The following is a 23,155-nucleotide window of genomic DNA, read 5'->3' as shown; positions in this document are numbered from 1 at the left end:
CAAAAGCGGCACAACGCCACGACGCGGGGTATCCGGTCGTAGTCGACGCTATGCCGCGATGAGAGATACCCGGGACCAAATCGGCGATATTCAGCCGTGGGTCGGGGTGATGGCGATCACGGATCGCCCGGGTGCGGGTGCACTCCGGGACCGGGGCGGGGGCGTCCATGCCCCCGCGGCGTATCGCGCTGATCACGGGCACAAGGCTATCTCGCCCGGACGGGTGGCCGTCATGAACCGTATGTGTACAAACGAAGACCCCCGTTTTGGACACTTCGTCCTGCTGGCCACCGCTCGCCGCTCTCCCCCGGCGAAGGCGCGCCCTCTTGGCGAACCCGTCCGTCCGGTGCAGGCTGGTCCCCGCCGTACGAGGCCGGGCCGCATGCCCGCACCCGGCCGACCCACCCACCCTGGGGGCCCGCCATGGCACCGAAGATCCTGCTCGTCACCGGCGACGCGGCCGAGTCGCTGGAAGTCCTCTACCCGTACCAGCGGCTGCGCGAGGAGGGGTACGAGGTCGACATCGCCGCCCCCGAACGCAAGACCCTCCGCTTCGTGGTCCACGATTTCGAGCCCGGTTTCGACACCTACACCGAGAAGCCCGGCTACACCTGGCCCGCCGACCTGGCGTTCGCCGACGTCGTGCCCGGCGACTACGCCGCCCTGGTGATCCCCGGCGGCCGGGCACCGGAGTACCTCCGCAACAACGCCGACCTGCGGAGGATCGTCGCCGCCTTCTTCGAGGACGCCCGGCCGGTCGCGCAGATCTGCCACGGCCCGCTGATCACCGCCGCGACGGGGAGCCTCGGCGGCCGCGAGGTGACCGCCTATCCGGCACTGGAGCCGGACCTGCGGACGGCGGGCGCCGCCTTCCAGGACAGCGAGGCGGTGGTCGACGGCACCCTGGTCTCCTCGCGCGCCTGGCCCGACCACTCGGCGTGGATGCGCGAGTTCCTCAAGGTGCTGCGCGCGAAGGCCCCGGTGGCCTGAGGCCCCGGCTCACCCCGGGGCGGGCCCGCCCCGGGGTTGCGCCCGTCTCAGACCCCCATGGACTCCGCCAGCGCCACCGCTTCGGCGAGGCTGTCCACCACCGGCACCCCCGCCTCCTCCAGGCTGGCCCGGTCGTGCGAGCCCCCGGTGTACAGCACCGCCCGCGCACCGACGTGCGCGGCGGCCACGGCGTCGTCCACCGCGTCCCCGATGATCACCGCCTGCTCGGGGGCGACCGTGCCGAGCGCGGCGAAGTGGCGCTCCATGTGGAGCGTCTTGCTGCCGCCGGAGGGCCCGGTGCGTCCGTCGACCCGCACGAAGTGCGGCTCGATGCCGTAGTCACGCACGGTGGGTATCAGCTGCTCGTGGCCGTGCATGCTCAGCAGGGACTGGCTGCGGCCGTCCCCCTGCCAGTCCGCGAGCAGCTCGGCGGCGCCTTCGGTGAGGCGGCAGGCGGCGCGGAGCTCGGCGTAGGCGTCGTGGAAGAGGACGTCCATCCGCTCCCACTCGGCGTCGTCCGGTATCCGGCCCAGCAGCCGCTCGTAGAAGAGCGGTACGGGCACGCAGTACGTCGCGCGGTACTGCTCCAGCGTGATCGGCGCGAGCCCCACCTCGGCGAAGGCCGTGTTCGTCGCCCCGAGGACGGCGTGGATGTCGTCCAGCAGGGTGCCGTTCCAGTCCCAGACCAGGTGGGTGCGCTTCTCGTCGTGCTTCGCCATGGGAAAGACCGTACTCGGCGGGTCCGACAACCGTCGAAGGTCACCCGGCGACCGGAGGGGCCAACGCCGCCCGCTCTCAGCCGAGCAGCTGCGGGATCTCCTGCACGCCGAACCAGAGCAGCTCGTGGTCCTCGGCGCCGTCCACGGTGAACTGCGCGTCGTCGTCGCCGAGATCGGCGGCGCCCAGGGCCGCGGCGGCGGCCGTCACGTCCTTCTCGGCGTCGTCGGCGTCCACGTGCACGGCCGCCGCCTTGGCGAGCGGCACCGCCGAGCCGATCCGGACCTCGCCGACCGACGCGGCGTCCGGCCCCTGGCCGGGGTCGCCGAGGGCGTCACCGTCCGGTACGTCGAACGCGACGACGACCCGGCGGCGCGGCTCCCCGGGCAGGGCGGCGATCAGCCGGAGCGAGGCGGCGGCGGCCCGGTTGAGCGCCGCGTACTCCAGCTCCTCGATGTCGTCGGAGACGTACCATTCGCGCAGCCCGGGGGTGACGGCGTAGGCGGTCAGCGGTCCGGGGCCCAGCTCGCCCGCCCCGTGCGCCGCGGCGAGCCCGGAGAGGGTCAGGGGGACGTACACGCGCATGGCTTGGCCGCTTTCGTAGTCGACAGACGCCCTCAGGATACGTCGGCGGTCCCCCTTCGGGGCGGGGCGGGCACCCACGGACGTACGGCCCCGGGGGCGCGGCCGTCGGCCCGGTGCCCGGCGGGTGCCCGCCGGCTCACCCGGATAGGTGATCCGCGCCGTACGCCCCGTACGGCGCGACAGCCCTTGCGGCCCTCGCGCGGCTCCCCGTAGAAGATGCGCAACGCAACGCTGCCGCACGGCTCGACCGGGCGGCCTCACACGGGGGCGACACCATGAGCACGGACCGGAGCAGGACGTCGGGCGCGGATCGGCGCACCCGTGCGGAACAGCGCGGGACCACCCGCCCGGGAGGCGGCAGGCCCGCCGGCCGCCGCGATCCGCGCCGCCCCGGGACGGTCCCGGCGCAGCGGAGCCCGCTCGCCGCGCGGGGCCCGGTACGCCCGCACCAGTGGTTCGCCGAACGGCTGCTCGCCGTGCTCAGCGGGCGCCGCCCGGTGCACTGGATGCTCGGCCACACCGTGGGCGAGGCGTACGACCAGCTCGCCGAACTCGCCCCGGGCGCCCCGCTGCGCGCCGACTGGGGCAGCAGCCCCGTACTGCGCGGGTGCTACGGCGCGCAGCCGGCCACCGGCGTGGTCGAGGCGTTCGCGTCCATCTCGGGCGGCGGCCGGGTGCACGCCATGGCGTTCCGGCTGGAGCAGGGCGCCGATCTGCGCTGGCGCTGCGCCGCGGTGGAGCTGGGCGGCGAACGCCTGCCGGCCTGAACCCGGCACCCGGTCCCCGCGGTTGCGCCCGGGTACGGAAAACCGGCGGGGCCGGAACCTCCGTGGAGATCCCGGCCCCGCCGGCTGCGTACCGCCCGCCGCGCGGTCCTCGACCGCCGCGGACTGCTTCTCGCAGGTACTACTTCTTGCGGGTACTACTTCTTGCGGCGACGCCCGCCGCCGCCCGCGCTCTTCTGCGCCTTGCGGCGCTCGGCGCGGGTCAGGCCGTCGCCCTCGGGGGCGTTGTCCGCGAACTCGCCCTCCACGACGCCGCCTTCGCCGTCCACCGTCGGGGCGGAGAAGTGCAGGCGGTCGGGGCGCTGCGGGGCTTCGAGGCCCTTGGCGCGGATCTCCGGCCGGGAGGCCGCCGCGACACCGGCGCCCTCCTTGGCGAGCGAGGGCTGCTCGGCGTCGTCCTTGACCGGGACTTCCTCGACCTGCTGCTCGACCTGGACCTCAAGGTTGAAGAGGTAGCCGACCGACTCCTCCTTGATGCCCTCCATCATGGCGTTGAACATGTCGAACCCTTCGCGCTGGTACTCGACCAGCGGGTCCTTCTGCGCCATGGCACGGAGGCCGATGCCCTCCTGGAGGTAGTCCATCTCGTAGAGGTGCTCGCGCCACTTGCGGTCGAGGACCGAGAGGACCACGCGGCGCTCCAGCTCACGCATGATCTCGGAGCCGAGCGACTTCTCGCGCTCCTCGTACTGCTCGTGGATGTCGTCCTTGACGGACTCGGCGATGAAGTCCGCCGTGACACCGGCGAGGTCGCCGGCGGCTTCCTCCAGCTCCTCCACGGTGACCTTCACCGGGTAGAGCTGCCGGAAGGCGCCCCACAGCCGGTCGAGGTCCCACTCCTCCGCGAAGCCCTCGGCGGTCTCCTGGCGGATGTAGTCGTCGATCGTGTCGTCCATGAAGTGACGGATCTGGTCCTGGAGGTCCTCGCCCTCCAGGACGCGACGACGCTCGCCGTAGATGACCTCGCGCTGGCGGTTGAGCACCTCGTCGTACTTCAGGACGTTCTTACGCGTCTCGAAGTTCTGCTGCTCGACCTGGGACTGGGCGGAGGCGATGGCGCGGGTGACCATCTTGTTCTCGATCGGCACGTCGTCGGGGACGTTCGCCATCGACATGACGCGCTCGACCATCTGCGCCTTGAACAGGCGCATCAGGTCGTCGCCCAGCGAGAGGTAGAAACGGGACTCGCCCGGGTCGCCCTGTCGGCCGGAACGGCCGCGCAGCTGGTTGTCGATACGGCGCGACTCGTGGCGCTCGGTGCCCAGGACGTACAGCCCGCCGAGGTCCTTGACCTCCTCGAACTCCGCCTTGACGGCCAGCTCGGCCTTCTCCAGCGCGGCGGGCAGGGCGGCCGCCCACTCCTCGACGTGCTCGACCGGGTCGAGGCCGCGCTGGCGCAGCTCCGCCTCGGCGAGGTCGTCGGGGTTGCCGCCGAGCTTGATGTCGGTGCCTCGGCCGGCCATGTTCGTCGCAACGGTGACGGCGCCCTTGCGGCCGGCCTGGGCGACGATGGTCGCCTCACGGTCGTGCTGCTTGGCGTTGAGCACCTCGTGCTGGACACCGCGCTTGGAGAGCTGCTGCGAGAGGTACTCGGACTTCTCGACCGAGGTGGTGCCGACCAGGATCGGCTGCCCCTTCTCGTGCTTCTCCGCGATGTCGTCGACGACGGCGGCGAACTTGGCCACCTCGGTGCGGTAGATGAGGTCGGACTGGTCGAGGCGGACCATCGGCCGGTTCGTCGGGATCGGCACGACGCCCAGCTTGTAGATCTGGTGGAACTCGGCGGCCTCGGTCATCGCCGTACCGGTCATGCCGGAGAGCTTGCTGTAGAGGCGGAAGAAGTTCTGCAGGGTGATCGTGGCGAGGGTCTGGTTCTCGTCCTTGATGTCCACCCCTTCCTTCGCCTCGATCGCCTGGTGCATGCCCTCGTTGTAGCGGCGGCCGGCGAGGATACGGCCGGTGTGCTCGTCGACGATCATGACTTCGCCGTCGATGACGACGTAGTCCTTGTCCTTCTTGAAGAGTTCCTTCGCCTTGATGGCGTTGTTGAGGTACCCGACGAGAGGCGTGTTGACCGACTCGTAGAGGTTGTCGATCCCGAGCCAGTCCTCGACCTTGGCGACGCCGGACTCGTGGATGGCCACGGTCCGCTTCTTCTCGTCGACCTCGTAGTCGCCGGTCTCCTCGATGCCCTTGAGCTGGTTGCCCGCCTCGCCCTTGGTGAGCCGGGTGACCAGCTTGGCGAAGTCGCCGTACCACTTGGTGGCCTGGTCGGCCGGGCCGGAGATGATCAGCGGGGTACGCGCCTCGTCGACGAGGATCGAGTCGACCTCGTCGACCACGGCGAAGTTGTGGCCGCGCTGCACGAGTTCGTCCTGCGACCACGCCATGTTGTCGCGGAGGTAGTCGAAGCCGAACTCGTTGTTCGTGCCGTACGTGATGTCGCAGGCGTACTGCTCACGACGCTGCGCCGGGGTCATGTTCGCGACGATGCAGCCGACGGTCAGACCGAGGAACTTGTGGACGCGGCCCATCAGCTCGGAGTCGCGCTCGGCCAGGTAGTCGTTGACCGTGATCAGGTGGACGCCCTTGCCGGAGATCGCGTTGAGGTACGCGGGCAGGGTGCCGACGAGGGTCTTGCCCTCACCGGTCTTCATCTCGGCGACGTACCCGAGGTGCAGGGCGGCGCCGCCCATCATCTGGACGTCGTAGTGGCGCTGGCCGAGGACGCGCTTCGCGGCCTCACGGACGGTGGCGAACGCCTCGGGGAGCAGGTCGTCCAGGCTCTCGCCGTCCGCGTACCGTGTCTTGTACTCGTCGGTGAGCGCCCGCAGCTCGGCGTCGGAGAGGTTGACGAAGTCCTCTTCGATGGAGCTGACCTGGTCCGCGATGCGGTGCAGTTTGCGCAGGATCTTGCCTTCGCCTGCACGCATGAGCTTGTTGAAGACGGACACTGAGGCTGGTCTCCTTGCCGGTCGGGCCTGGCACTGGGTCGTTTGACGGACTCTGGCGCGGGCACGGCAGGTGGGCCCCACCGCAACGGCCATCGTAAGCGAGGACACCGCCGCGCCGGGAGGGCTGCCCCTGGGTGGACCTCACCGCGCCTTCCAGGACAACGGCCGAAGAGCCTGGAAGGTGCCGGGAAGCCCGGAAAGTGCTCCCGGCGCGGCTCCGGGGTCACCAGAATGCGCCCATGGAGCCGATCACCCTCACCTCCCGACGTCTGCTGCTCCGTCCCTTCACCCCCGGGGACACGGACGCGGTGCATCTCGCCTGCCAGGACCCGGAGATCCTCCGCTGGACGGAGATCCCCTCGCCGTATTCGCGCTCCGACGCGGAACTCTTCACGAGCACCCTCGCCCCGGCCGGCTGGCGGGACGACTCCGGCTACCACTTCGCGCTGGTCGACCGGTACGGCACGCTGGCGGGCGCCCTCGGCCTCGTCCGGCGGCCGGGCCCCGGCACGTACGAGGTCGGCTACTGGCTCGCCCGGGAGCACCGCGGACAGGGGTACGGGACGGAGGCGGTGGTCCGCTCGGCGCACTGGGCGTTCTCCGTGCTGGGGGCGGTCCGGCTGGAGTGGTGGGCCGAGGCGGGCAACGTGGCCTCCCGGGCGGTCGCCCTGCGCGCCGGTTTCCGGCTGGACGACGGGCAGCGGCCCGAGGCGGCCGGCGGTGGGGCCGCGGCGACGACCGGCGGGGCGGTCGCGACGACGGTCGGCGGGGCGGACGGTGGGACGGCCGCAGCGGCCAGTGCGGCCGGTGCGGGCGGTGCGGCGGCCGGTGCGGGCGGCGCGGCGGCTGCCGCCGGGGACGGGCGCCGGAGCCTCTGGAGCGCCTCGCTCTACCCGGCCGATCTGGGGCTCCCGGATCCGTCCGGCCCCGGGCGGATCCCCTCCCGCCTCGGCCTCCGGCTCACCGGCTCCGGGCTGCCGGTGACGGGGGCGCGTCCGCCGGGGTCCGCCGCGTATCTGCCGCCGCCGGGCTGAAGCGGGGCCCGGCCCGCCTGCCCGGCCGGCCCCGGCCCGAGGGCCCTCGTCCGTACCCCCGACGACTGTCGGTGGTGCCCTTTAAGGTGCCTCCATGACGTCCGAGCCTCCCGTGCAGCCCCCCGTGGTCGAACTCTCCGCCGATCAGGCCCGCCGGATCGCGCTGCGCGCCCAGGGGTTCCTGGGGGCGCCCGACCGCCGCGCCGGGGTGCCCGGGGTGCTGCGCCATCTCGGGGCCGTCCAGCTCGACACCATCTCCGTGCTGGCCCGGTCCCACGAGCTGGTTCCGTACGCCCGGCTCGGCGGGATCGGCCGCAAGGCGGTGGAGGAGGCGTACTGGTCCGGGGGCCGCGCCTTCGAGTACTGGTCGCATGCCGCGTGCGTGCTGCCCGTCGAGGAGTGGCCGCACTTCGCGTTCCGCCGCCGCGCCTACCGCGGCCGCCCGCAGTGGCACCACGAGCTGCCCGCCGGCACGTACGACACCGTGATCGCGCAGCTGCGCGCCGAGGGGCCGCTCACCGCGACCCAGCTCGGCGGCGCGAAGAACGGCGGCGAGTGGTGGGACTGGTCAGCGACGAAGGTCGCGGTCGAGCGCGCCCTGATGTACGGCGAGGTCGTCTGCACCGAGCGCCGTGGCTGGAAGCGGGTCTACGACCTCGCCGAGCGGGCGATCCCCGACCGCTTCCTCCACGACGACCTGAGCGACGAGGAGTGCCGGCGCCGGCTCGTCGCGCTGGCCGGCCGCTCGCTGGGTGTCGGCACCCGCTCCGACCTCGCGGACTACCACCGGCTGAAGGCCGAGGACTTCGACGCCGTGGTGGCCGGCTCCGGGCTCGTACCGGTGTCGGTGGAGGGCTGGGGGAAGCCCGCCTGGGCCGATCCGGAGGCGCTGGCCACCGAACCGCGCGGGCGCCATCGTACGACGCTGCTGTCGCCGTTCGACTCCCTGATCTGGGAACGCGCGCGCACCGAGCGGATCTTCGGGTTCACCCACCGGCTGGAGGCGTACACCCCGAAGCCCAAGCGGGTGCACGGCTATTTCGCCATGCCCCTGCTGGCCGGCGGGCGGCTCCAGGGCCGCGTCGACCCGGCGCGCGAGGGCAGCACGCTGGTCGCCCGCCAGGTGTCCCTGGCGAACCCCAAGGCGGTGGCGCCGATGGCCGAGGCGCTCGTGGAGGCGGCCTCCTGGGTCGGCTGCACCGACGTACGGCTGGAGCGGGTGGACACCCCGGGGCTGCGGGAGCCGCTGGCCGGGGCGCTCGGGGCGGCGTTCTCCGCCGCGCGCCGTTGACGGGTCCGCGGCGCGAAGGGCACCCGCCGGGGACTAAGGGTTGTCCCGCAACCCTTGGGAGACAGTCCTGAGGGGAGTCACCTGATCTCCAGGATCTTCTCCCGCATGGCATAGACCACGGCTTCCATCCGGGAGTGGAGCTGGAGTTTCTCCAGGATATTGCGGACGTGGTTCTTCACGGTGTTCTCGGAAATGAACAACTGCTTCGCGATGTCACGGTTGTTCTTGCCGGTGGCCACGAGTTTCAGGACTTCGAGTTCGCGGTCGGTGAGCCGGGGCGCGGGGAGAAGCCGCCGGTCGTCGGTGCGCTGGATCATCGATTTGAACTCGGTGAGGAGTTTCGACGCCATCGACGGGCTGATCTGGGACTGCCCGTCGGCGACGGCCCGGATCGCCGTGGACACCTCGTCGGTGGAGATCTCCTTGAGCAGATATCCCGTGGCACCGGCTTTGATCGCGTCGTAGAGGTCCGCCTCCTCGTCGCTGATCGTCAGCATGATGATCTTCGCGCTGGGGGCCACCTCCTTGATGGCGGTGCACGCCTCGATGCCACCGCGCTTGGGCATCCGTACGTCCATCAGCACGATGTCGGGCAGCAGGTCCGCCGCCTTGTCGACGGCCTCCGCACCGTCCCCCGCCTCGCCGACGACCTGGATGTCCTCCTCCTGCTGGAGAACGATCTCCAGCCCTCTGCGGAAGAGCGCGTGGTCGTCGACCACCAGGACCCGGATGGGCTCCTTGCGGGACGAGGCGTCCTCGTCCACGCCGGCTCGGGTACGGGCAGCTTCTCCGGAAACATTCGTGTCGCGCACGGGCCCGAAGGTGTCCGCCATCGTTCCTCCCCCTGAAGGCCACGGCCTGCAATCACACACGGTCGCCAACGGCACTGCACCGCATACCGATTGGCTCGGGGGACCATGCTTTCATGCCCGGCCGCCGGAACGGAGGTCCCGTGGTCGCACGCCGGTGCCCCCGGGGGCGCGCACGCACTCCAGGGGCACCGCGAAAACGGTTCGTCAGCCGCCGAGCGCGCCGCCCGCGCCACCGGCTTCGTCGGCCGCGAGGGGGTCGGTCCTCAGGTGGATGACACCGTAGTCGTAGGCGTGCCGCCGGTAGACGACGCTGGGTTCCTTGGTCTCCGCGTCGACGAACAAGTAGAAGTCGTGGCCGACCAGTTCCATCTCGTAGAGCGCCTGGTCGAGCAGCATCGGAGCCGCCACGTGCGTCTTCTCGCGCATCACCAGCGGGCCTTCGCCCTGTACCTCCAGCGAACCGAACTTCGTGGTGGGTACTTCCTGGACCGCCTGGTCGTTGACCAGTTCACCGTCCTCGTCGAACGCTGCCGTGCCCGGCACCACGTCGCCGACCTCGGCGGCCGACAGACGGCCGTTGCCGCGGCGGCTGTAGCGCTTGTCGTGCTGCTTGCGCAGCCGGGCCTCCAGCTTGCCCGTGGCCAGGTCCAGCGCCGCGTACGCGTCGCCCGCAGCCGCTTCCGCCCGGATCACCGGACCGCGCGAGCGGAGCGTGATCTCCACCCGGTCGGAACGGTCGGCCTGACGGGGGTTCGGCTCCTTGGACACCTCCACGTCGAGGCTGATCACCTTGCCGTCGAACTTCTGGATCTTGTCCAGCTTCAGCTTCTCGGCCACGTGCTTGCGGAACCGCTCGGGCACCTCGGTCTTGCGGCCCTTGACGACGATGTCCACGCAGAACTCCGTTCCCGGATCGCTCCGCAACGGTGGCGGAGCGCCTCCCTTTTGCACCAGGCTCCAGTGGTATTCCGGAGCCTCGGACTCGGTGACCTTCCACCTCCTCCTGCCCACCGGCGGGTTCACCATCCCACCGATCTTCCGACAGCTGAACTCCGGTTGTCGGCCTGCCCGAAACCTGGTGGTGCATTCGTCGAGGCCTGGGATTCACCATTCCTCACCACCGAACATAGCGTGCCGACCGCCTTCTCGGCACCCGCTACTCACGCGTACCTCCGTTCAGGTCCCTTTGCCCTTCCACGACCTGCGGAGATGAAACATTTCTGTCAGTTCCGGTTTATTCCGAAAGCAGACGGAGAAGCTGCGACCACAGCTGCCGAGGGATGCGGGAACCCGCCTGTCCCGAGCAGTGCCGGACCGACCGCGCGGGCCGCCTCCGCCAGCGTCGCCCCGGTCGTCAGCAGGTCGTCCACCAGCACCACCCGGCCGCCCGCGAGGAGCCGTTCCGAGCCGGGGACGGCCTCCAGCGCACCCGCGAGGTTGGCCCGCCGCTCGGCCGCCCGGAGCCCCGCCTGGTCGGCGACCCGGCGCCGCTGCCGCAGTACGGGGAGGACCCGCGCCGGGGTGCCCGAGCGCCGCAGCGCGGCCGTCGCCGCGCGGGCGAGGCGCCGTACCGGATCGTGCCCGCGCGCGGCGGTGGCACGGCGGGCGGACGGTACGGGCACGAGCAGCACGGGCCCGTCCTGCCCGGACCACCCCGGCCCGGCCCGTACGGCGGCCGCGAGGGCGTCGCCGAGCGGCCTCGCGAGCACCAGGGCGCCGCGCTCCTTGTGGGCCAGCAGAAGGGCGCGCACGGCGTTCTCGTACGGAGCGGCGGCGTGCACCACCGGAAGCCCGGGCGGCTCGGGCGAGGGCCGCACCCGGCACGGCTCCCGGCCGCCCAGCGCGTCGCCGCAGGCGGCGCACAGCTCCGTACGCGGCCTGCCGCAGCCCCCGCAGGCCACCGGCAGGACCAGTCCGGCGAACTCCCGCCACCATTCCCGCACAGCACCACCCTGCCCGCCGCCCCACGGCCCCGCCACCCCTGTGGACAACGGCGCCGCGGACATGACCGCTGTGGGCAACGCAGCTGTGGACAACGCGGCCGGACACCGTCGCCTCAGCCCGGGTAGACCAGCGAGGTGCCCTTCTTCAGCACGGTCTGCCAGTTGTCGCCGGGCGACAGCTTCACGATGCCGTCGCTCATGGTGTCCGCCATCAGCGGCAGGAGTTCGTCGTCGGCCGCGGCGATCGACTCGACCTGGTTGACACCGGGCAGCACCTCGGAGGACGAGGTGGACCCGTCCGCCTGCACGTACCGGACCTGCTGGACCCCGCCCTCCTCCTTGCCGACCACGACCAGCCGGCCGCGTCCGGACCAGGAGACCGCGGTGACGTCGGTGAGCTGCGGCGCGGCCTGGCGCAGGTCCTGCACGGACACCTGCTGCGTGTCCCCGGAGCCGACCCTCTCGACCCGGCCGATCTTCAGCGTCCGGTGGCCCTCATCCCCCACGAGCAAGGCGATCCGCACGCCGTCGGCGGACATCCGGAGCGCTTCGATCCGCTCCCCGCCGAGGCCCGGTACGGCGACCTCCTGCGGGGCGCCCTCGCCGTCGGCCAGTCTGAGCAGCCGGGGTTGGTCCGGGTCGCGGTCGGCGACCCAGAGGTCGCCCCGGCCGTCCCAGCTCGGTGCCGACAGACGGTCGTCGGCGGACGCCGCGTGGCTGACGACCGGGGCCTCCGCGGGCAGTTCGCCCTCTTCGACGATGGACGCCACGTACAGCCGCGACCGGTCCGTCGTCACCGCGGCGGCCTTCTGCTCGTCGCGGGAGACACCGACCGCGCTCATCGGCCGGGTGCCCTCGCCGAGCGGGCCGGTCACGGGTATGGGGTCGCCGCTGCCCTTGGTCGAACCGGGAATCCGCTGCACCTTCCCCTCGTCGACGAAGTACTGGCCGACGGGGGCTCCGGAGCCCCGGTCCGGGGTGAACCCGGTCGTCTCCTCGGCACCCAGCGAGCAGAGCACCTTCCGCCCGTTCTCCAGCTCGACCTGCTCGACCCGGGCGGACGTCAGGTCCCGCAGGGTGAAGAGCACCTGGGCAGCCATCCTCCGGCAGGCGCTCCGGGTGGCGTGGGCGGCCTCCTTGTTGAGCGGCACCTTGAGGACGTTCTGGTCGTCGGGCGCCAGCGAGGTGACGCCCTTCTGCAGCCTCGTACCGGCGGGGAAGCTGGAATCGACGACGGGCCGCAGCCAGTCGGTCGGCCCGTCGAGGAGGGTCCGGATGGTCTGCGTGGTGGCGTCCATCCGCGTCACCGGATCGGTCCGGTTGCGTACGTAGACGGGGTCGGCGACCAGAGCGGCGGGGCCGCCCGCCGTACCGGCCGCGAAGTAGTAGGTGTTGACGGAACGGTAGAGCCGCTTGAAGTCGGACTGGCCCAGCACGAGACCGTCCGGCACCGAGCCGATCCGCCACTCCTGCTTGCCGTCGGCGTCCTTCTCCCGCACCAGGTGCAGGCTCTGCACGTAGTCGGCCGGCGCGATCGGCTGGTACGAGCTCTGCGCGTCGACCTCCGCCACCTTCTGGCCGCTGAGGGTGTACGTGGTTTCCGTCGCGTCGTGCTCCGCGCCCTGCGGGGCGGGGGCGTTGCGGTTCGGGGCCTTGGCGAGCACGGTGGTGCCGGCGGCGGGGCGCCAGGTGCGCGCCGCGTCCTGCGTCAGATAGGTGCGGGTCGTCCGGAACGAGGGGTCGTCACTCGTCATCGACTCCAGGAACCCGTCGACCACCTCGCCCGGCTCCGCCCCGTCGCGCGGCGGTACGGCGTAGACCTGCACCTGGGCGTCACCGGCCTGGGAGGCGTCGACGGGCTTGACGTCCCCGACGACGGGCATCGACCCGCAGCCGGCCAGCAGCAGGATGCCGAGGCCGAGCACCGCGGTCGCCCGCCCGGCTCTGCGGCGGCGGCCGTCCCTGGCCCGCCCGGCTCTGCGGCGGCCGTCCCTACGACGGTCAGAACCCACGTCGGGTGTCCTCCTGGTCCGGGAGCCTGTCCTGGATCTGCTCCCGGGCCTGCCCGGGAAACTTCTCCCGACTCTGCTCGGGGATCTGTGGTGCGGGGGCGGGGGGAGCGGAACCCGGGCGGGCCACCACCCGCGCACCGCTGCCGGGCAGCGCCGCCGGGTGGACCGAGGCGGGGGCCTGCCGCGAGGCACCCGGCCGGGCAGAGGCGGGCAGCGCGGCGCGGTCGGAGGAGCTGGGCTGGTGGGGCACGGCCATCACGCGGTGCCGGCCGTCGGCGTTGGCGTCGGCGGCCGCATCCCCGGCACCGGAGCGTTCGCGGTCCGCGACGTTGCGCCGCGAGTCCTCGGGCTCCAGGGGTATCGGGGATCCGCGCAGCGGCTCGTCCGCCGTACGGGGAAGGGTGAGCCGGAACTGCGAGCCGCCACCGGGCTCGCCCCACGCCTGGAGCCAGCCGCCGTGCAGCCGGGCGTCCTCCACGGCGATGGAGAGCCCGAGCCCGGTGCCCCCGGTCGTACGGGCGCGGGCCGGGTCGGCCCGCCAGAACCGGTTGAAGACGCGCGTCGCCTCGCCGGGCTTCAGCCCGACACCGTAGTCGCGCACCGCGACGGCGACGGCGCCCTGGGCCGCGCCCATCCGCACCACGACGTCCCGGCCCTCGCCGTGCTCGACGGCGTTGACGACAAGGTTGCGCAGGACGCGCTCGACCCGCCGGGGGTCCGCCTCCGCCACGACCGGCAGTTCGTCGCCGACCACCCGGATGCGGGTGCCCTTCCGCTCCGCCAGGGGTTCGGCGCCGCCGATCACCCGGCGGACGACGGACCGCAGGTCGATCGGCTCGGCGTCCAGCGCCGCCGCCCCCGCGTCGAACCGGCTGATCTCCAGCAGGTCGGAGAGGAGGGACTCGAACCGGTCGAGCTGATCGCCGAGCAGTTCGGCGGCGCGGCCGGTTATCGGGTCGAAGTCCACCCGCGCCTCGTGGATGACGTCGGCCGCCATCCGCACGGTGGTGAGCGGGGTGCGCAGTTCGTGCGAGACGTCGGAGACGAAGCGGCGCTGCATCCGGGACAGCTCCTCCAGCTGCTGGATCTTCAGCTGGAGGTTCTGGGCCATCTTGTTGAAGGCCTCACCGAGCCGCGCGATGTCGTCCTCGCCGGTGACCTTCATCCGCTCCTGGAGCCGCCCCGCCGAAAGCCGCTCGGCGATACCGGCCGCCATCCGTACCGGGGTGACGACCTGGCGCACCACGAACCAGGCGATGGCGCAGAGGAGGACCACGACGAAGAGACCGGCGGTGGCGAGCGTCGTCTTGACGAGTGCCAGGGACTTCTCCTCCTGCGTGAGCGGGAAGAGGTAGTACAGCTCGTAGGGGTTGTGGTCGATGTCGTAGAGCCGCTTGCCCACGACGAGCCCGGGCTGGGACTTGCCGTAGGAGTACCGGATCAGCGAGTACGTCTGGAACGCGCCCGGGCCCTTGTCGACCGACTCGCGCAGGCGGTCCGGGACGCTCGACGCCTCCACGCTCCCCGAACCGCGCGGCGCCCGGCTGGCGGTGCCCCGGCTCACGGAGTCCGGGCTGAGCGCCACCACGTTGAAGGCGTTGGCGCCGCCGCTGGCCAGCTGGTCGACGAGGTCGGTCCGCCAGGAGGTGTTGGCCGACATGCCGTCGGAGCCCTCCTCGCGACCCGGCGTGAGGGGCTCGTTCGCCTTCGCCTGGGCCGCGGCGAACCCGCCGGCGGCCTGGGTCTGGGCGGCTTTGCCCTTGGCGTCGAGCAGACCGTTGCGTACCTGCCCGATGACGACGAAGCCGAGCAGCAGCACGACTCCGAGCGACATCAGCAGGGTGCCCGCGACGACCCGCAGCTGGAGATTGCGGCGCCACACCCGCACGGCGGGCAGCAGCGGACGCCGCACCCAGCGCAGCAGAAGGCGCGGGAACGGGCCTCCGGGCGTCCGGTCGGTGAACAACCGGCCGCCCCGGAGAAGGCCGGAGCGCCCCGGTCCGGCAGCCCGCTCCTCGGGGGCTCCGGGCTCCCCGGGGCCAGGAGCAGCGCTGCCTCGGGTCATGTCAGCTGGGTCCGGCCTTGTAGCCGACGCCACGCACGGTGACGACGATCTCGGGCCGCTCCGGGTCCTTCTCGACCTTGGAACGGAGCCGCTGGACGTGCACGTTCACCAGTCGGGTGTCCGCTGCGTGCCGGTAACCCCACACCTGCTCCAGCAGGACCTCACGGGTGAAGACCTGCCACGGCTTACGGGCGAGCGCGACCAGCAGGTCGAACTCCAGGGGGGTCAGCGCGATGGACTGCCCCTCCCGCTTCACCGAGTGCCCGGCCACGTCGATGACCAGGTCACCGATGGTCAGCTGCTCGGGCGCCGGCTCCTCCAACCTCCGCAGGCGTGCCCTGATCCTGGCCACCAACTCCTTGGGCTTGAACGGCTTCACGATGTAGTCGTCGGCCCCGGACTCCAGGCCCACCACCACGTCGACGGTGTCACTCTTCGCGGTGAGCATCACGATCGGCACGCCGGACTCGGCCCTGATGAGCCTGCAGACCTCGATGCCGTCCCGTCCGGGCAGCATGAGGTCGAGCAGCACCAGGTCCGGCTTCGCCTCCCGAAAGGCAGCAAGTGCCTTGTCGCCGTCCGCTACGAACGACGGTTCAAAACCTTCTCCACGCAACACGATGCCGAGCATCTCGGCCAGTGCGGTGTCGTCGTCGACGACAAGGACGCGTCCCTTCATAATCGACATCATCCCATTAGCTAATCGTTATCTGCGATGACCTGGCACACAGCTCGGCCAGTCCGGCCCTCGTGACCGGCGAAATGACGCCCTCCTCCGTGACGATCGCCGTGATCAGTTCCGGCGGCGTGATGTCGAACGCCGGGTTGTACACCGGGGTTCCCAGCGGTGCCACGGCCAGTCCGCCCCGCTCTCCCGCACGCGACGCCGACCGGGGCAATGTGAGCTCCGTCACCTCGCGGCCGGAACGCCGCTCGACGACGATCGACGCACCGTCCGGGGTGGACCGATCCACCGTGGTGGTCGGTGCCACCACGACGAACGGCACGTGGTGGTACCGCGCGAGCACCGCGAGCGGGTAGCTCCCCACCTTGTTCGCGACGGAGCCGTCCGCGGCGATGCGGTCCGCGCCGATCAGTACCGCGTCGACGTGCCCCGCGGCGAAGAGCGACCCCGCCGCGTTGTCCGTGAGCAGCTGGTACGCCATCCCGTGCCGGGCGGCCTCGTAGGCGGTGAGCCGGGAACCCTGGAGCAGCGGACGCGTCTCGTCCACCCACAGCCGGCGCAGCCTGCCCTGCCGGTGCGCCGCGAGCGCGACGGCGAACGCCGTCCCCTCGCCGCCGGAGACCAGCGCCCCCGTGTTGCAGTGGGTCAGCAGGCGGTGACCTCCGGCCGGCAGCAGCTCGTCCAGGAGGGACAGGCCGTACCGGGCCATGCGGCCGGAAGCCTCGGCGTCCTCGCGGTGCAGGGCACGCGCCTCGGCGAGCGCCGCGGCGGCGGCCCGTTCGGGCGTCGCCCCGTCCGCGAGGGCCGCCGCGTGGGCACGGACCGCGCGCCGGACCCCGTACGCGAGGTTCACCGCGGTGGGCCGCGCCGTGGCCAGCAACTCCGCGGCCTCGTCCACGTCGTATCCGCGGACCGCCGCGAGGGCGACGCCGTATGCCCCGGCGATGCCCAGCAGCGCTGCCCCGCGCACCGCCAGCGTCTGGATCGCCCGCACCAGCGCGGGTGCGTCGGTGCAGACCAGCTCGACCTCCTCGGCGGGGAGCCGGGTCTGGTCGAGCAGGACCAGGACGGGGCCTTCGGGCGGGTCGTCCCAGCGGAGTACGGGAAGCGCGGAGGGCTCGATGCCCACCGGCGATTGCGCGTCCAGATCAGCCATCCGCCCAGTCTGCCCGCTGGGAGGCCCACATATGAAGGTGCCAACCAGAAGCACCTCGAACGCACTTCTGCCCCGCGTGGCACGATGGCTGCCAACCTGCCGCCCCGATGCGCGGTCAGGACGGTGAAGGAGCCAGAATGAACGACTCTCCGGGCTGGGCCCCGCCCGGATCCGCCCCCTCCGACGAGCAGGGCGCAGGCGTACCCCGCCCCTCCGGACCCGTCGACTCCGAACCACCCACCGGCTCCCGGCCGACGAGCGGGAACTCCACGGACGGGAACTCCACGGACAGGGACGGCGCGAACGGCGGCCCGGCCGGCGGTGACGGCGCGGCGGGCCAGTGGTCCGCCGCCCAGCCGCCGCCCGGCCAGTGGTCCGCCCCGGCCTCGCCCGCACCGGGGCCGGGGGCTCCTCCGCCGGCACCGGGCTGGGGCGGCAACCAGAATCCCGGTGGATACCCGGGCTGGGGTCGCCCGACGCCTCAGCCGCACTCGGGCTGGGGCGGAGCTCAGAACTGGGGCCAGGCTCCGGTGGCACCCAAGCCGGGTGTCGTCCCGCTCCGTCCGCTGAGCGTCGGTGAGATGCTCGACGGGTCGGTCTCGGCCATGCGCGCCCACTGGCGTACCGCCCTGGGAGTCAGCCTGGTGGTCGCCGTCTTCGTGCAGATCGTCTCCGTCCTGGTCGAGCGCTTCCTCCTCCCCGAGCCGGTCACGATCGATCCGGATGCCTCCGACACCGAGGCCCTCCGCCAGTCCTTCGACGCGATGCGGTCCCTGCTCATCACGAGCGCACCGAGCGCGGTCCTCAGCATGGCCGCCTTCCTCTTCACCGCCTCGGTGCTCGGCGTGGTCGTCAGCCGCTCGGTGCTGGGCCGCACCGCCACCTCGGCCGAGGTCCGGGCGGAGGTCCGGCCCCGGATCCTGGGGGTGGTGGGGCTGGCGCTGCTGCTCGCGGTGGCCATCGTGGCGATCATGGCCGTGGGCGCGGCGCCGGGGCTGCTCGTCGGTTCCGCGGAGGGCGCCGCCCTCCTCGGGCTCGGGTGCCTCGTCGCCTTCGGGGTGTCCCTCTGGCTGATGATCGTCTCCTGCCTCGCGGCCCCGGCCCTGGTGCTGGAGCGTCAGTCGGTGGCCCAGGCCCTCCGCCGTTCCGCGAAGCTGGTCCGAGGAGCCTGGTGGCGGATCTTCGGCATCCTGGCCCTCACTTCCCTCTGCGTGGCCGTCGTGTCCACGGTCATCGCCATCCCCTTCCTGCTGATCGGGATCACCGTCGACGGAGGCGCGGCCAGTTCCCTCTTCAGCAACGACCCGACCCCGACCGGCTGGCCCTTCCTCCTCGTGTCCAGCATCGGCAACGTGCTCGTCTCGATGCTGACGTACCCCTTCGTCTCCGGTGTGATCTCGCTGCTCTACGTCGACCAGCGCATCCGCCGCGAGGCTCTCGACCTGGAACTCGGCCGTGCCGCCGGGCTCCCCGGATACACGACCACCGGAGGCTGATGGCATGACGGGTGCGGGGGGCACCACCACATCGGGGCCACAGGTGTGGGCCGGTCCGAGATTCGGAGACATACCCGTGGACACCCCACGGGTTCCCGCACGGGAGGCGGCGGAGACCGAACTGTCCAAGGGGATGTACCACGAGGGCGACCCCGGCCTGCTGCGACGAGCCTTCAACTCCTTCTGGGACTGGATCGGCGGGCTCTTCGACTCGGCCGCCGGCATCGTGCCCGGGGGGCCGCTGGGCGTCCTCGTGCTGGTCCTCCTGGGCGTCGGCCTGGCCGCCGCCCTCTGGTGGCGGCTGGGCACACCGAAACGAGCGGCCGGCTCGGCCAAGCCCCTGTTCCGGGAGAGCGGACCGCTCGGCGCCGCCGAGCACCGCACCGCTGCCGAGAGGCACGCGGCCGCTCTCCGCTGGACCGAGGCGGTCCAGGAACGCACCCGGGCGATCGTCCGATCCCTGGAGGAACGCGCGCTGCTCGATCCCCGCCCCGGCCGCACGGCCGACGAAGCGGCGGAAGAGGCCGGACTCCGGCTGTCGGACCACGCGTCCAGGCTGCGCGCCGCGGCCCGCACCTTCGACGCCCTCACGTACGGCGGCCGTACGGCGGACGAGACCGCGTACTTGACCGTCCGCACCCTCGACGGCGACCTCGAAGCGACGCGGCCCGCCGCCGCCATCACGACGGGAGCCGCCGGATGACCGGGTCCACGCAGACCGCCGCCCCCGGCCCCGTCGGTGCCGCCCCGGGCACGGGCGCCGCTCCTGCGGGTACGCGTCCGGCCCCGGGCTCCACGTCCCTGGCCGCGACCCCCGCACAGCTGTGGAAGCGCGCCCGCGGCTTCCTGCTGGCCGTGCTCGTCCTGGTCATCGGCGGCATCACCATCGCGGCTCTGCAGCCCGGCAGCCACCATGGGACGCTCGACCCCCGCTCGGCCGACCCGGAGGGCAGCAGAGCCCTGGCGGAACTCCTCGGGCACCGCGGTGTCACCGTCGACGTGGTCACCACACTCGACGGCGCCGTCTCCGCGGCAGGACCCGACACCACGCTCCTGGTCGCCGCCCCGGACCTGCTCACCCGGTTCCAACAGGAGCGCCTGTCCGACGCCACCGCCGGCTCCGGCGGCCGTACCGTCCTGATCGCCCCGGGAGAGCCGTCCGTCCGCGTACTCGCCCCCGGCGTGGACGTCGGACCCACCGTCAGGGTGACCACCCGCGCCGCCGCTTGTCCGTACCCTGCCGCCCGCCGCGCGGGCACGGCCGACCTGGGCGGAGTCACCTACACGACGGACGCACCCGGAGCCCTCGGCTGCTACCCGGCCCACGACCTCACCCCTCTCCTCGTCGTCCCGCGGCAGAACGGTGAGACCGTCCTGCTCGGCTCCCCCGACCTCCTGGTCAACCAGCACCTCGCCCACGAGGGCAACGCCTCGCTGGCCCTGCAACTCCTCGGCTCCCGTGCTCATCTCGTCTGGTACCTCCCTTCTCTCTCCGACCCTTCCGCCACCGAGGGCGGCCGGGGCACGAACGATGACCGTGATACCGACAAGGACCACCGGGCCGGTGGTGGCTCCGGGCAGGACCACCGCACCGGCAGCGGCTCCGGCCAGGACCACGAGACCGAGGACGGCGCCTCCGGGGACGACCAGCCCGATTTCTTCGACCTGATCCCCTCCGGCTGGTTGTGGGGCACGCTCCAACTCGCCGTCGCCGCCGTGCTCGCGGCTCTCTGGCGCGGACGCAGGTTCGGTCCGCTGGTGACCGAGAACCTGCCGGTCGCCGTCCACGCCTCCGAAGCGACGGAGGGTCACGCCCGCCTCTACCGGAAGGCCGGCGCACGCGACCGTGCCGCCGCCCTGCTCCGCGAAGCGGCTCGTACCCGCCTCGCCCCACTCGTGGGTGTCCGTCCCCGCGACGCGCAATCCCCGGACGTACTCGTCCCCGCACTCTCCGCCCGGCTCCCCGCCGACGGCGACCTCGATGCCCTGCTCTTCGGCCCGACTCCGGCCGACGACACCGCACTGATACGCCTGGCCGACCAACTCGACGCCCTCGAAAGAGAGGTACGCACGTCATGAGCGCCCCGACCCCGGCGATTCCTGAGACCTCCGCGGATCCCAGGAACTCCGACGAAGCCCGCGCATCACTCGAAGCCCTGCGCTCCGAGATCGCCAAGGCCGTCGTCGGTCAGGACCCGGCCGTCACCGGACTCGTCGTCGCCCTGCTCTGCCGGGGGCACGTCCTGCTGGAGGGCGTCCCCGGCGTGGCCAAGACGTTGCTCGTCCGCGCCCTGGCCGCCTCCCTCGAACTCGACACCAAGCGCGTCCAGTTCACCCCCGACCTGATGCCCAGTGACGTCACCGGGTCTCTCGTCTACGACGCACGCACCGCCGAGTTCTCCTTCCAGGCAGGTCCGGTCTTCACCAACCTGCTGATCGCCGACGAGATCAACCGCACGCCCCCCAAGACCCAGTCCTCGCTCCTTGAAGCCATGGAGGAGCGACAGGTCAGCGTCGACGGAACCCCTCGCCCCCTCCCCGATCCCTTTCTCGTCGTCGCCACCCAGAACCCGGTGGAGTACGAGGGCACGTACCCCCTCCCCGAGGCCCAACTGGACCGCTTCCTCCTGAAGCTGACGGTGCCTCTCCCCTCCCGGGAGGAAGAGATCAACGTCCTCACCCGTCACGTCGAGGGCTTCAACCCGCGTGACCTGAAGGCGGCGGGCATATCTCCCGTCGCCGGTCCGGCCGACCTGGAGGCCGCCCGAGCCGCTGTCGCCATGACCTCGGTCTCCCCCGAGGTCGCCGGTTATGTCGTCGACCTCTGCCGTGCCACCCGCGAATCCCCCTCGCTCGACCTCGGTGTCTCCCCCCGCGGCGCCACCGCGCTGCTCTCCGCCGCCCGTGCGTGGGCCTGGCTCACCGGCAGGGACTACGTCATCCCCGACGATGTGAAGGCCCTCGCTCTGCCCGCACTCCGTCATCGCATCCATCTGCGGCCCGAGGCCGAGATGGAGGGCGTCACCCCGGACGCCGTCATCACGGCGGTCCTCGCCCTCGTGCCTGTCCCCCGATGAGGCGGTGACCATGGCCCTCACCGGAAGAGCTGCTCTCCTTGCCGCTGCGGGGTCACTCCCTGTAGGTATCCTGGGCCCCAGCTGGGCCGGGATGCTCGCGGTGAATGCCCCCCTCTCGCTAGCCATTCTGTGCGACTACGCCCTGGCAGCACCAGTGCGAAGCCTACGTTTCACCCGATCCGGTGATACATCTGTTCGACTTGGTGACGGCGCCTCGGTGCAACTCACCGTGACCAACAGCTCCCGCCGTCGCCTGCGTGCCGAGCTTCGCGACGCCTGGTCTCCGAGCAGTGGAGCCTCGGCCGCGGAGTCCGGCGCGTCCCGCCACACGCTCTCCGTCGCCGCCGGCGAGGCACGACGGCTCACCACGCTGCTCCGGCCGACCCGACGGGGGGATCGTGTCCCCGATCGAGTGACAGTCCGGTCGTTGGGCCCGCTGGGTCTGGTGGCGCGTCAGGGCTACCACAGGGTGCCGTGGAACGTCCGGGTACTCCCGCCGTTCACCAGCCGCAAGCACCTGCCCTCCCGTCTCGCGCGACTCCGCGAGCTCGACGGGCGCACGAGCGCACTGAGCCGTGGCGAGGGAACCGAGTTCGACAGCCTCCGGCCGTACGTGCCGGGTGACGACACCCGGTCCATCGACTGGCGGGCCACGGCGCGGCAGTCGTCGGTGGCCGTCCGCACCTGGCGCCCCGAACGGGACCGGCACATCCTGATCGTCCTCGACACCGGCCGTACTGCGGCCGGGCGGGTCGGTGACATCCCGCGGCTCGATGCCGCGATGGATGCCGCCCTCCTCCTCACCGCTCTCGCCGGGCGGGCAGGGGACCAGGTGAACCTGCTTGCCCACGACCGGCGGGTGAGGGCTCAGGTCCGTGGCCGCACGGCCACCGGAGAGGTGCTGGCGCGCGTGGTGGACGCCATGGCGACGCTGGAGCCCGAGCTGGTCGAGACGGACACCCGCGGCATGAGCACCGCCGCTCTCGCCGCAGCTCCGCAGCGCTCGTTGATCGTGCTGCTGACCACTCTGGACGGCGCCCCCGCCGAGGAGGGCCTGCTGACGGTCCTCCCGCAGCTCACCAGGCGCCACACCGTGATCGTGGCGGCCGTGGCCGATCCCCGCGTCGAGGAGATGTCCCGCAGAAGGGGCTCGGCGGAGGCGATCTACGAGGCAGCAGCCGCCACCCGCGCCCAGGCCCAGCGCCTGCACGTCGCGGAACGGATACGGCACCACGGAGCCGTCGTGGTCGACGCGCTCCCGGAAACCCTGGCACCGGCGCTGGCCGACGCCTATCTGTCGCTCAAGGCGGCCGGCCGGCTCTGAACGCGCTCCGCCCTGTTCTCAGTCTTCCCGCCTCGGCAGGTGCCGGCAGCGGAAAGCAGAGAACAGGGCGGAGATCCAGAGCGAGAGCCGGTATTAGTGAAATGGCCCCGGAACGCAGAAAACCCCCGTGCCCAAAGGCACGGGGGTCTCCCGGAAAAATTGTTCGGCGGCGTCCTACTCTCCCACAGGGTCCCCCCTGCAGTACCATCGGCGCTGAAAGGCTTAGCTT

18 protein-coding genes, 1 rRNA gene and 1 pseudogene are annotated in these 23,155 nt (G+C 72.0%); 9 read left to right on the top strand and 11 right to left on the bottom strand.

Going from position 1 to position 23,155, the window contains the following annotated elements:
- Positions 1-423: 423 nt before the first annotated feature.
- Positions 424-990 carry a DJ-1/PfpI family protein gene (locus tag ACWCWD_RS18385; protein ID WP_450773851.1) on the top strand — a complete coding sequence of 189 codons (567 nt, stop codon included), beginning with the start codon at positions 424-426 and terminating at the stop codon, positions 988-990.
- A gap of 47 nt (positions 991-1,037) precedes the next feature.
- On the opposite strand, the gene ACWCWD_RS18380 is transcribed toward ACWCWD_RS18385, so the two are convergent.
- Together ACWCWD_RS18380 and ACWCWD_RS18375 are read right to left on the bottom strand one after the other, a co-directional pair.
- Positions 1,038-1,709, bottom strand: coding sequence for an HAD family hydrolase (locus ACWCWD_RS18380; RefSeq protein ID WP_450773850.1), 672 nt, complete (start codon positions 1,707-1,709; stop codon positions 1,038-1,040).
- Positions 1,710-1,785: 76 nt separating this feature from the next.
- Positions 1,786-2,292 (bottom strand): DUF6912 family protein, encoded by a 507-nt coding sequence (locus tag ACWCWD_RS18375; protein WP_386889722.1) that lies wholly within the window; start codon positions 2,290-2,292, stop codon positions 1,786-1,788.
- 275 nt (positions 2,293-2,567) lie between these two features.
- On the opposite strand from ACWCWD_RS18375, the gene ACWCWD_RS18370 reads away from it, so the two are divergent.
- Entirely contained in the window at positions 2,568-3,059 is a 492-nt protein-coding gene (locus ACWCWD_RS18370) for an Rv3235 family protein (RefSeq protein ID WP_450773849.1), read from the top strand.
- Positions 3,060-3,214: 155 nt separating this feature from the next.
- Here ACWCWD_RS18370 and secA read toward each other — a convergent pair whose 3' ends face one another.
- Positions 3,215-6,031, bottom strand: coding sequence for a preprotein translocase subunit SecA (gene secA, locus ACWCWD_RS18365; protein ID WP_450773848.1), 2,817 nt, complete (start codon positions 6,029-6,031; stop codon positions 3,215-3,217).
- Between the two features lie 239 nt (positions 6,032-6,270).
- Here secA and ACWCWD_RS18360 point away from each other — a divergent pair.
- Positions 6,271-6,759 (top strand): annotated as a pseudogene (locus ACWCWD_RS18360) (GNAT family N-acetyltransferase); the annotation flags it as partial.
- A 400-nt stretch (positions 6,760-7,159) separates the two neighbouring features.
- Entirely contained in the window at positions 7,160-8,356 is a 1,197-nt protein-coding gene (locus ACWCWD_RS18355; RefSeq protein ID WP_450773847.1) for a winged helix-turn-helix domain-containing protein, read from the top strand.
- Between the two features lie 77 nt (positions 8,357-8,433).
- On the opposite strand, the gene ACWCWD_RS18350 is transcribed toward ACWCWD_RS18355, so the two are convergent.
- From ACWCWD_RS18350 to mtnA, 7 genes are all read right to left on the bottom strand, one after another.
- Positions 8,434-9,189, bottom strand: a complete 756-nt coding sequence (locus ACWCWD_RS18350; RefSeq protein WP_450773846.1) for a response regulator — start codon at positions 9,187-9,189, stop codon at positions 8,434-8,436.
- Between the two features lie 183 nt (positions 9,190-9,372).
- Positions 9,373-10,062, bottom strand: coding sequence for a ribosome hibernation-promoting factor, HPF/YfiA family (gene hpf, locus ACWCWD_RS18345; RefSeq protein WP_390962278.1), 690 nt, complete (start codon positions 10,060-10,062; stop codon positions 9,373-9,375).
- Positions 10,063-10,391: 329 nt separating this feature from the next.
- The gene (locus ACWCWD_RS18340) at positions 10,392-11,111 is read right to left on the bottom strand and encodes a ComF family protein (protein ID WP_450773845.1); all 720 of its coding nucleotides are present in this window, start codon (positions 11,109-11,111) and stop codon (positions 10,392-10,394) included.
- 113 nt (positions 11,112-11,224) lie between these two features.
- Positions 11,225-12,994 carry an LpqB family beta-propeller domain-containing protein gene (locus tag ACWCWD_RS18335; RefSeq protein WP_450774008.1) on the bottom strand — a complete coding sequence of 590 codons (1,770 nt, stop codon included), beginning with the start codon at positions 12,992-12,994 and terminating at the stop codon, positions 11,225-11,227.
- Between the two features lie 118 nt (positions 12,995-13,112).
- On the bottom strand, positions 13,113-15,188 hold the full coding sequence (gene mtrB, locus ACWCWD_RS18330) for an MtrAB system histidine kinase MtrB (RefSeq protein WP_450773844.1): 2,076 nt from the start codon (positions 15,186-15,188) through the stop codon (positions 13,113-13,115).
- A 1-nt stretch (position 15,189) separates the two neighbouring features.
- Positions 15,190-15,879: a two-component system response regulator MtrA gene (gene mtrA, locus ACWCWD_RS18325; RefSeq protein ID WP_450773843.1), complete on the bottom strand. Its 690-nt coding sequence runs from the start codon at positions 15,877-15,879 to the stop codon at positions 15,190-15,192.
- Positions 15,880-15,883: 4 nt separating this feature from the next.
- Positions 15,884-17,029 (bottom strand): S-methyl-5-thioribose-1-phosphate isomerase, encoded by a 1,146-nt coding sequence (gene mtnA / locus ACWCWD_RS18320; RefSeq protein ID WP_450773842.1) that lies wholly within the window; start codon positions 17,027-17,029, stop codon positions 15,884-15,886.
- A gap of 137 nt (positions 17,030-17,166) precedes the next feature.
- Between mtnA and ACWCWD_RS18315 the strand changes: the two genes are divergently transcribed.
- Genes ACWCWD_RS18315 through ACWCWD_RS18295 form a run of 5 tightly spaced genes read left to right on the top strand, consistent with a single transcriptional unit; the run spans position 17,167 to position 22,926 of the window.
- Positions 17,167-18,525 (top strand): hypothetical protein, encoded by a 1,359-nt coding sequence (locus ACWCWD_RS18315; protein ID WP_450773841.1) that lies wholly within the window; start codon positions 17,167-17,169, stop codon positions 18,523-18,525.
- 4 nt (positions 18,526-18,529) lie between these two features.
- The gene (locus tag ACWCWD_RS18310; RefSeq protein WP_450773840.1) at positions 18,530-19,228 is read left to right on the top strand and encodes a DUF4129 domain-containing protein; all 699 of its coding nucleotides are present in this window, start codon (positions 18,530-18,532) and stop codon (positions 19,226-19,228) included.
- Complete coding sequence (locus ACWCWD_RS18305; RefSeq protein WP_450773839.1) at positions 19,225-20,604, top strand: DUF4350 domain-containing protein; 1,380 nt, start codon at positions 19,225-19,227, stop codon at positions 20,602-20,604. The genes ACWCWD_RS18310 and ACWCWD_RS18305 overlap by 4 nt, the downstream gene beginning before the upstream one ends.
- Positions 20,601-21,602, top strand: a complete 1,002-nt coding sequence (locus ACWCWD_RS18300) for an AAA family ATPase (RefSeq protein ID WP_450773838.1) — start codon at positions 20,601-20,603, stop codon at positions 21,600-21,602. The genes ACWCWD_RS18305 and ACWCWD_RS18300 overlap by 4 nt, the downstream gene beginning before the upstream one ends.
- Before the next feature lie 10 nt (positions 21,603-21,612).
- Complete coding sequence (locus ACWCWD_RS18295; RefSeq protein WP_450773837.1) at positions 21,613-22,926, top strand: DUF58 domain-containing protein; 1,314 nt, start codon at positions 21,613-21,615, stop codon at positions 22,924-22,926.
- 161 nt (positions 22,927-23,087) lie between these two features.
- Here ACWCWD_RS18295 and rrf read toward each other — a convergent pair.
- Positions 23,088-23,155 (bottom strand): 5S ribosomal RNA (rrf, locus tag ACWCWD_RS18290); the annotation flags it as partial.

This window comes from Streptomyces sp. NPDC001493 (assembly GCF_053597235.1).
The sequence above is the reverse complement of the archived record's forward strand: the minus strand, read 5'-3'. Positions and strand labels throughout refer to the sequence as shown.